Origin of the sequence: Brevibacillus sp. HB1.3 (genome assembly GCF_013186635.1) — a bacterium.
Lineage (GTDB): Bacteria > Bacillota > Bacilli > Brevibacillales > Brevibacillaceae > Brevibacillus > Brevibacillus brevis_D.
Genome location: NZ_JABMIT010000009.1, coordinates 166,369 through 175,986, shown reverse-complemented (window position 1 = coordinate 175,986; position 9,618 = coordinate 166,369). Strand labels below are relative to the sequence as shown.

The following is a 9,618-nucleotide window of genomic DNA, read 5'->3' as shown; positions in this document are numbered from 1 at the left end:
TGTATGCAAGATTCCATTACCGCATTATTGGAAGAACAAGTGGAACTTCATCCTGATGCCATTGCATTGGTATACAAAGATGCAAGCCTTACCTACAAGGAGCTTAACAGCAGAGCGAATCGATTGGCGCATTATTTACAATCGTGCGGGGTTGGAGCTGAGAGCCGAGTTGGCTTGTACATGGATCGCTCGTTTGAAATGATCATCAGTATGGTCGCTATTTTAAAGGCAGGCGGGGCCTATGTCCCGCTTGACCCTGCCTACCCTGAGCAACGATTGCTTTATATGCTGCAAGATGCAAGCATTTCGATTGTGCTGACACAAGAAAGGCTGGTGTCCAGACTGCCGGACGGATTGAAAATCGTGTGTCCCGATCTGGACGCGAGCAAGATCAACAACGAATCAGATGCGAATGTAGGCGGGAGCACGACTTCGGAAAGCCTAGCCTATTTGATGTATACGTCCGGTTCGACAGGAAATCCGAAAGGGGTGCTCATCCCCCATCGTGGGGTGATCCGACTGACGAAGCATGCTTCTTATGTAACCCTCACTCCGGAAGAAACCATGCTGCAACTCGCGTCGATCTCATTTGATGCGGCGACCTTCGAAATCTGGGGAAGCTTGCTAAATGGCGCGAAATTGGTGATTTATCCATTTCACGGTCTGTCTCTGGAAGAGTTGGGACATGTGCTGCGTGACGAAAAAATCAGTACGCTATGGCTTACCGCAGGCGTTTTCCACCAAATGATCGACTACCGCATCGAAGATTTAAAAGGCGTGCGTCAATTGCTGACTGGCGGCGACATCGTGTCTGCCAAGCATGCGCAACGAGCTTTAGACATGTTACCAGAGACACTGGTGATTAATGGGTATGGCCCGACAGAAAACACGACATTTACTTGCTTTTATCACATAACACAGAAGAGTGAGATTCAACATTCCGTTCCAATCGGTCGACCCATCAATGATACGGAGGTCTTTATCCTAAACGATAAGCAAAAGCTCGTTCCTGTTGGTCTTGTGGGCGAATTATATGTGGGGGGAAAGGGACTGGCTTTTGGATACTGGAATCGACCGGAGTTGAATCAAGAGAAATTTATTCCCCATCCCTTTCAACAAGATTCCGAAGTGCGATTATACAGAACAGGCGATCTGGTGAAATTTGTGCCGGGGCGAGGAATCGAATTTATCGGTCGAAAAGATAATCAAGTCAAAATAAGAGGAAACCGGATTGAGCTCGGTGAGATCGTAGCTGTTCTCAACCAGCATGAGAGTGTAAGGGAAGCCGTCGTCCTTGTCCATGAATATGGAGCAGATGATAAACGTCTGATTGCTTATATCGCGGGAGACGGGGATGTAGATGAATGGAAACGGTATGCGAGTGAACAATTGCCGCCTTATATGGTCCCTTCTTATTTTGTGAAAATGGACGCTTTCCCGCTTACAGCCAACGGGAAGGTAGACCGTCAAGCATTGCCGTTGCCAGAAATACGCACGACGAAGGATGAATTTGTCGCACCACGTACGGATACAGAGAATCGGATCGCAGAGATTTGGCGGGAAATAGTAAAGGTGGAGCGTCTTAGCATCCATGACTCCTTTTTCGATTTGGGCGGACACTCGCTGCTTGCGACGCAGGTCATGTCCCGCTTGCAGGATGCCTTTCATCTGTCGATCCCGTTGCGCATCTTGTTTGAATGCCCAACGATTGCAAGCCTAGATGCTAAAATCATGGAGCTGGGCCGGGATGGCAAAAGAGAACGGACACCAGCTATTGCGAGAGTCACTCATCGGGACAAGCTGCCGTTATCGCATGCCCAGCAGCGTCTATGGTTTTTGCATCAGTTGGAGCCGGAGAGTACGGCTTATAACGTTCCTCACATGTGGCGGTTAACCGGGCAGTGGAATGTGCAGGCGCTGGAAAAAGGATGGAATGCGCTACTGCAACGCCATGACATTTTGCGCACAGTGTTTGCGAATGAAGGGGGGCAACCTTTCCAGGTCATTGAACCCCATGTGTATCGAACGTTGCCGGTGATTGATCTACGCGATCGATCTGCCGCTGAAAAAGAGGAGCAAATCCACGATACTATCATGCAGGAAGCAGACAGAAGGTTTGATCTACAGCGAGGGCCTTTGATTCAAACCAGGTTAATCATCGTGGAAGAGAATCAGTTCCTTTTGCTATGCACGATGCATCACGTCATCACGGATGGCTGGTCAGAGGATATCTTATTGGAAGAATGGCTGGCTCTTTACGAGGAAGCAGAGAGTGGAACACGTGCAGAGCTGCCAGAATTGCCGATTCAATACGCGGATTTCGCGGTATGGCAGCGTGAATGGCTGACAGATAAGGTGATGAGCCAACAACTGGATTATTGGAAAGCGGAGCTATCTGGGGAGCTTCCTGTCTTGCAATTGCCGATTGATCGACCGAGACCAAGTATTCAAACCTATGCCGGAAGTATGCACAAGATTGTACTGGCATCTGAGCTGCTTGAAAAGCTGAAAGCGCTCAGTCGCCAAGAGAATACCACCTTATTCATGACCCTGCTAGCCGCTTACCAAGGCTTTTTATCCAGATATACCGGACAGACTGATATTTTAGTAGGTAGCCCAATCGCGAACCGAAATATAACGGAAATCGAAGGCTTGATTGGCTTTTTCGTCAATACGCTCGTCTACCGGGCTAACCTCCAAGACAACCCAACGTTCAAGCAATTGCTTGCCCAAGTAAAAGAAAAAGCGTTACAGGCACAGGAGTACCAGGATGTCCCGTTTGAAAAAATCGTAGAAATGCTGCAACTGGAACGCAATACGAGCTATTCCCCGGTATTTCAGACGGTGTTTACATGGGCGGAAATGGGAGCAGTTGTCTATCGCACGTCCAGTGGGCAATTAGAGAAAATGCCGGTTCAGATCAATGTGGCGAAATTTGATCTTCAGTTATCCATGGGTGAGTCTGAGGACGGTCTCGTAATGAACATGATCTACAACACAGATCTATTTGATCTATCCACGATTGAAAAAATGACAGACCGCTTCGCGCATTGGTTGCAAGAGCTTGTAAACGCACCGGATGTGCCGATGGCCTTGCTGGAATTGTTAAACGAGGAAGAACGACACAAACTCTTGCTCGAATGGAATCACAACAGGGTTACAGTCTCCACGCAGGATTCCATCCCTACCATATTTGAAGAACAAGTGGAGCTTCATCCTGACGCCACTGCATTGTTATACAAAGGCATTAGCCTGTCCTATAAAGAGCTGAATAGCAGAGCGAATCAATTGGCACATTATTTAAAATCGTGTGGGGTTGGAGCAGATAGCCGAGTTGGCTTGTATATGGATCGCTCGTTTGAAATGATCATCAGTATGATTGCTATTTTAAAGGCAGGCGGTGCCTATGTCCCGCTTGATCCTGCCTACCCCGAGAAACGATTGCTTTATATGCTGCAAGATGCAAGCATTTCCATTGTACTGACACAGGAAAGCTTGATATCCAGACTGCCAGAAAGTTTGAAAATCGTTTGTCCTGATCTGGACGCCAGCGAGATCAGCAAGGAATCCGATGTAAATCTAGGTGAGAGTACAACTTCAGAAAGCCTTGCCTATTTAATGTATACATCTGGTTCGACAGGAAATCCCAAAGGGGTGCTCATCCCACATCGCGGGGTGATCCGCCTTACGAAGCAAGTCTCTTATGTATCACTCACACCGGATGAAACCATGCTGCAACTCGCGTCCATCTCCTTTGATGCAGCGACCTTCGAAATATGGGGGGGCTTGCTAAATGGCGCGAAATTGGTGATTTATCCATTTCCCGGTCTGTCTCTGGAAGAGTTGGGACAGGTGCTGCGTGATGAAAAAATCAGTACGTTATGGCTAACCGCGGGCGTCTTTCATCAAATGATCGATTACCGGATCAAAGATTTAATCGGAGTGCGTCAATTGTTGGCTGGTGGCGACATCGTGTCTGCCAAGCATGCGCAACGTGCCTTGGACATGTTACCAGATACACTAGTAATTAACGGGTATGGCCCGACAGAAAACACGACATTTACTTGCTATTATCCTATAAAAAATAAGAGCGCAATTCAGCACTCCGTTCCGATCGGTCAACCGATCGATGGTACAGAAATCTATATCTTAAACGAAATGGTAAAGGTAGTTCCTGACGGTCTCGTAGGGGAAATGTATGTGGGAGGCAAGGGACTGGCTTTCGGATACTGGAATCGACCAGAGATGAACGAAGAGAAATTTATTCCACATCCGTTTCAACAAGACCCCAAAGCGAGGTTATACAGGACGGGCGACTTGGTGAAATATGTGCCGGGGCGTGGAATCGAATTTATCGGGCGAAAAGATCATCAAGTCAAAATAAGAGGAAACCGGATCGAGCTCGGTGAGATTGTAGCTGTCCTCAGCCAGCATGAGAGCGTTAGAGACGCCGTCGTCCTTGTACATGATTATGGAGCGGATGATAAACGTCTGATTGCTTATATCGCGGGTGACGGGGATGTCGATGAATGGAGACGGTATGCGGGTGAACAATTGCCGTCTTTCATGGTCCCTTCCTATTTTGTGAAAATGGATGTTTTCCCGCTTACAGCTAACGGGAAGGTGGACCGTCAAGCACTGCCGCTGCCAGATATGCGCACGATGAAGGATGAATTTGTCGCAGCACGTACGGATACAGAGAGTCGGATCGCATCCATTTGGCATGACGTTTTAAAAACGGAAACAGAATGCTTGAGTATCCACGATTCCTTTTTCGATTTGGGCGGACACTCGCTGCTTGCGACGCAGGTCATTTCCCGCTTGCAGGAAGCCTTCCATCTGTCTATCCCGTTGCGCATCCTGTTTGAATGCCCGACGATCGCAAGCCTAGATGCCAAAATCATGGAGCTGGGCCGGGATGGCAAACGAGTACGGACACCAGCTATTGCGAAAGCCTCGCATAGAGAAAGGCTACCGTTATCGCATGCCCAGCAGCGACTATGGTTTTTACATCAATTAGAGCCGGAGAGTACGGCGTACAACGTTCCTCACATGTGGCGCTTAACCGGGGAGTGGAATGTGCAGGCGTTGGAAACAGGATGGAATGCGTTACTTCAACGCCATGACATCTTGCGCACAGTGTTTTCGAATGACGGGGGTCAACCTTTCCAGGTCATTGAACCCCATGTGTATCGAACGTTGCCCGTGATTGATCTACGAGATCGATCTGCCGCTGAAAAAGAAGAGCAAATCCACGATACTATCATGCAGGAAGCAGATAAACGGTTTGATCTACAGCGGGGACCTTTGATTCAAGCCAAGTTAATCGTCGTTGAAGAGGATCAGTTCCTTTTGCTTTGTACGATGCATCACGTCATCACGGATGGCTGGTCAGAGGATATCTTATTGGAAGAATGGCTGGCCTTTTACGAGGCAGCAGAGAGCAGAGGACGTGCGAAACTGGGAGAATTGCCGATTCAATACGCGGATTTCGCGGTATGGCAGCGCGAATGGCTGACGGATGAGGTGATGAGCCAACAACTGGATTATTGGAAAGCGGAGTTGTCTGGGGAGCTTCCTGTCTTGCAATTGCCGATTGATCGACCAAGACCGAGCATTCAAACCTATGCCGGGAGTATGCATAAAATTGTACTGGCATCCGAACTGCTTGAAAAGCTGAAAGCGCTCAGTCGGCAAGAGAATACCACCTTATTCATGACCCTGATGGCCGCTTACCAAGCCTTTTTATCGAGATATACCGGACAGACTGATATTTTGGTGGGTAGCCCCATAGCGAACCGAAACGTAAAGGAAATCGAAGGCTTGATTGGCTTTTTCGTCAATACGCTCGTCTACCGGGCTAACCTCCAAGACAACCCAACGTTCAAGCAATTGCTTGCCCAAGTAAAAGAAAAAGCGTTACAGGCACAGGAGTATCAGGATGTCCCGTTTGAAAAAATCGTAGAAATACTACAACTGGAACGCAATACAAGCTACTCCCCGGTATTTCAGACGGTGTTTACATGGGCGGAAATGAAAGCGGATGTCTATCATTCGTCCAGTGGGCAATTGGAAAAAATGCCGGTTCAGATCAATGTGGCGAAATTTGATCTTCAGTTATCCATGGGTGAATCTGAGGACGGTCTCGTAATGAACATGATTTACAACACAGATTTATTTGATCCATCCACGATTGAAAAAATGACAGACCACTTCGCGAATTGGTTGCAAGAGCTTGTGAACGCACCGGACATGCCGATGGCCTTGCTAGAATTGTTGAGCGAGGAAGAACGCCACAAAATCCTCGTGGAGTGGAATGATACAGCAGTCGCCATTCCGGAGAATACATGCCTACATGATTTGTTTATCGAACAAGCAAAAAAGACACCGGAACTCATCGCAGCTGAATATGGCAGTGAAAAAATTACTTATCAAGAATTGGATAGACGTTCTAACCAGTTGGCGCACTACCTGATGATGCTGGGTGTTGGACCCAATACGCCTGTCGGTATCTGTATGAATCGCTCCATTGAGCTTGTCATATCGATCCTCGGCATCGTAAAAGCTGGCGGAGCATTTCTCCCCTTGGATACAGAGATGCCGCAAGCGAGGATGACGAAACTGTTGGAGGGCTCCAAAACCAACATTTGTATATCTGAGCCGGAGTTCATGAACCTGTTTGGACAAGCCACTCATGTTAGATGGATAGATTCCCAAGCGGAAAAGGAAAAAATAGCAAGCATGCCAGAGGGATTGCCGGAGCAAACCGTTAAGCCGACAGATTTGGTCTCGATATATTACACGTCAGGCTCGACGGGAAATCCGAAAGGCGTGGAAAACCACCATTATGGTTGGGTAAATCGCATGTTATGGATGCAGCGCCAACATGGCTTGGAGCAGGGCGAGTCTGTTCTGCAAAAAACAACGTTAACATTTGATGATGCAGCCGTTGAGTTTTTTTGGCCATTGTCTGTAGGGGGACGGATATCACTCTTGGAACCATGGCTGCATCGGGACCCTGAGGCAATTATCCAGGCTGCCATACACTATCAGGTTGCGTGCATTCAATTTGTACCGAGCATGCTCAATATGTTTGTGGACGCCCTTACGCCAGAGGATGCAGCCAACTTGCACAAATTAAAAAATGTCATCTCCAGTGGTGAGGCACTATTACCCGAAACGGTGGGCAAGTTTTATCAAATGCTAAATGCCAAGCTCCATAATACATGGGGGGCCACAGAAGTTTCGATCGACTCCACCATATACACATGCTCGCCAATGGACGCGCTGGAAAAGGATTGTGTGAGTGTAGGCAAGCCGATTGATAACAACAGAATCTATGTGCTTGATCAGAATATGAAGGCCGTCCCAATTGGTGTCATCGGCGACCTGTATATTGGTGGCCTTGGATTGGCCAGAGGCTATCTGCATAATCAGGAGAAAACCCAAGAAGTATTTATGGAGAATCCGTTTGTACCAGGGGAAAGGATATATCGAACCGGTGACAAGGGGTACTTCCTGCCTTCGGGCAACATCAAATTCGTAGGCAGACAAGATAATCAAATCAAGATCAGAGGCATGCGGGTGGAATTGGGTGAAATTGAATCCACATTAAGCAGACATCCGTCCGTTCGTGAAGCAGCCGTTATTTCTGTTAAAAACGACAGGTCAGCTACCGAATTGGCTGCATATATCGTGGGGGACGGGGATGTAAACGAATGGCGGACATTCCTGAAGGAGCATTTGCCTGCTTATATGATTCCAACTTATTTCATGAAGTTGGCCAGCATTCCCAAAACCACGAGTGGAAAAATTGATCGAAATAAGCTGGAATTACCAGTCATGAAACCAAACGATTTCTCGATCATCGAGCCGCGCACGATACCTGAGGAGCTTATCCACTCCATCTGGTGCGATATATTGCAAGTGCATCAGATTTCGATCAGGGACTCCTTCTTTGATAGAGGGGGACATTCCTTATTGGCTACGCAAGTCATTTCCCGCATGCGAATCGTTTTTGGGATGGACATACCGTTGCGCACAATATTTGAGTTTCCAACCATTGAAGCGATTGCCGCTCGTATATCTGAGATTAAGCAAGGCAGCGAGGCGAATACCCGCATCCATGAAGTATCGCGAGTGGAAAATCAGAGAGAGGTCTCCTTATTCGAAGTATCCCATGGGCAGAGAAGACAATGGTTTCATGCAAAATTCAGTGACCAAGAAGCAGTAGGAGGGGTTTACCTCTTTGAAGTAGCGGGTCCCGTTGACAGTCATTCTATGCACAGGGCTATGAGCCTCATGTTTGAACGTCACAGAATCATGCGCACGACGATTATAGAAAACGAAGGGCAATTGTATCAAAAAGTGCATGACGACCTTGAGGTGGAGAATGCGTTTGTAGATTTGTCAGCGTTATCTGTGACGGAAGGCGAACAGCGAATCACAGCCGATTTACAATCCACTTTGTACAAGCCATTTGATTTTTCACGAGAGTCTTTCTTCCGGATGACTTTGTATCGGATGACACCATTGAAGCATTTCCTTATCTTGAGTGCTCATCATATTGGATTTGATGGCTGGTCGTTAGATGTGTTTATCCATGATCTCGCGGACATTTATCAACAAGTACAGAGCGGTGTGCAAAAGGAGTTTTCCAAACCATTGGATTATATGGACTACACCTTGTGGCAGCAAACACGATTGCAAAACGGTGAACTGAACCGACAACGGGACTATTGGTTAAAACAGCTGCAACAAAATGTAGATGCGCCGTTCATACCGCGAGAGACACATTCACTCACTCACGGCAACCGAATTTCAAACGTAGCATCGCTTCCCATTGAGCCAGTAACGGGACAAGCGCTTTTGGAATTGACTCGAATCGCTGGTGGTACCGTCTATACGAGCCTGCTGACAGCGATCAACATTTGGCTGTCACTTCTCACGGATCAAACCATCCTTACTGTCGGATCGACATTATCTGGCCGTACGCAGACGGACCTTGAAGGAATTATTGGTCCGCTAATCAATCCGGTTGCCATGCGTACAGACTTGTCTGGCAACCCGACCGTACTAGAAATGATGAACAGAACAAGAGAAACTGCATACGGTGCGTACGAGAATCAAGAGTATCCGTACAATTTGGTCGTAGAGGATCAGTTAGCTGTCACGGGCGATAAGAAGAATTTGTATTCCCTTGTTTTTATTGGACAACACGTATCGAACAATCAGCCTGAATCAGATGAAATAACCTTTACGGAATGTCCGTTACGTCGTTTTCTGGATGAATCGTTAATCAAAACGTATGAAGGCAGCCACTTTGTTCAAGATGATCAATTGGATATGATGTTATTTTTGTCCACGCGTCATGACCAACTGACGTTAACGGCACATTACAACATGGAAGCATTCAGCGAGAATGCCATGAATGCGTTACTGGATCAGCTAAAGCATGTTATCTGTCAAATGATCGACAATCCTATGCAGCGCTTGTCTCAAATAAACCTGGTGGAAGAATATGATTTCAATGAACTGTTCAGTTAGCGAGTTTACGGATGTTGGGGCATGCTGGTGAGAGCCGCATGCCCAACCATTACGCACTTGCGTATCGGGGAG

The 9,618-nt window shown here is 47.4% G+C and carries 1 protein-coding gene; it reads left to right on the top strand.

The annotated features are described in order from the left end of the window. Positions 1–3 precede the first annotated feature (3 nt). Positions 4–9,546 (top strand): non-ribosomal peptide synthetase, encoded by a 9,543-nt coding sequence (locus tag HPY31_RS20790; protein ID WP_172142288.1) that lies wholly within the window; start codon positions 4–6, stop codon positions 9,544–9,546. The last annotated feature ends 72 nt before the right edge of the window (positions 9,547–9,618 follow it).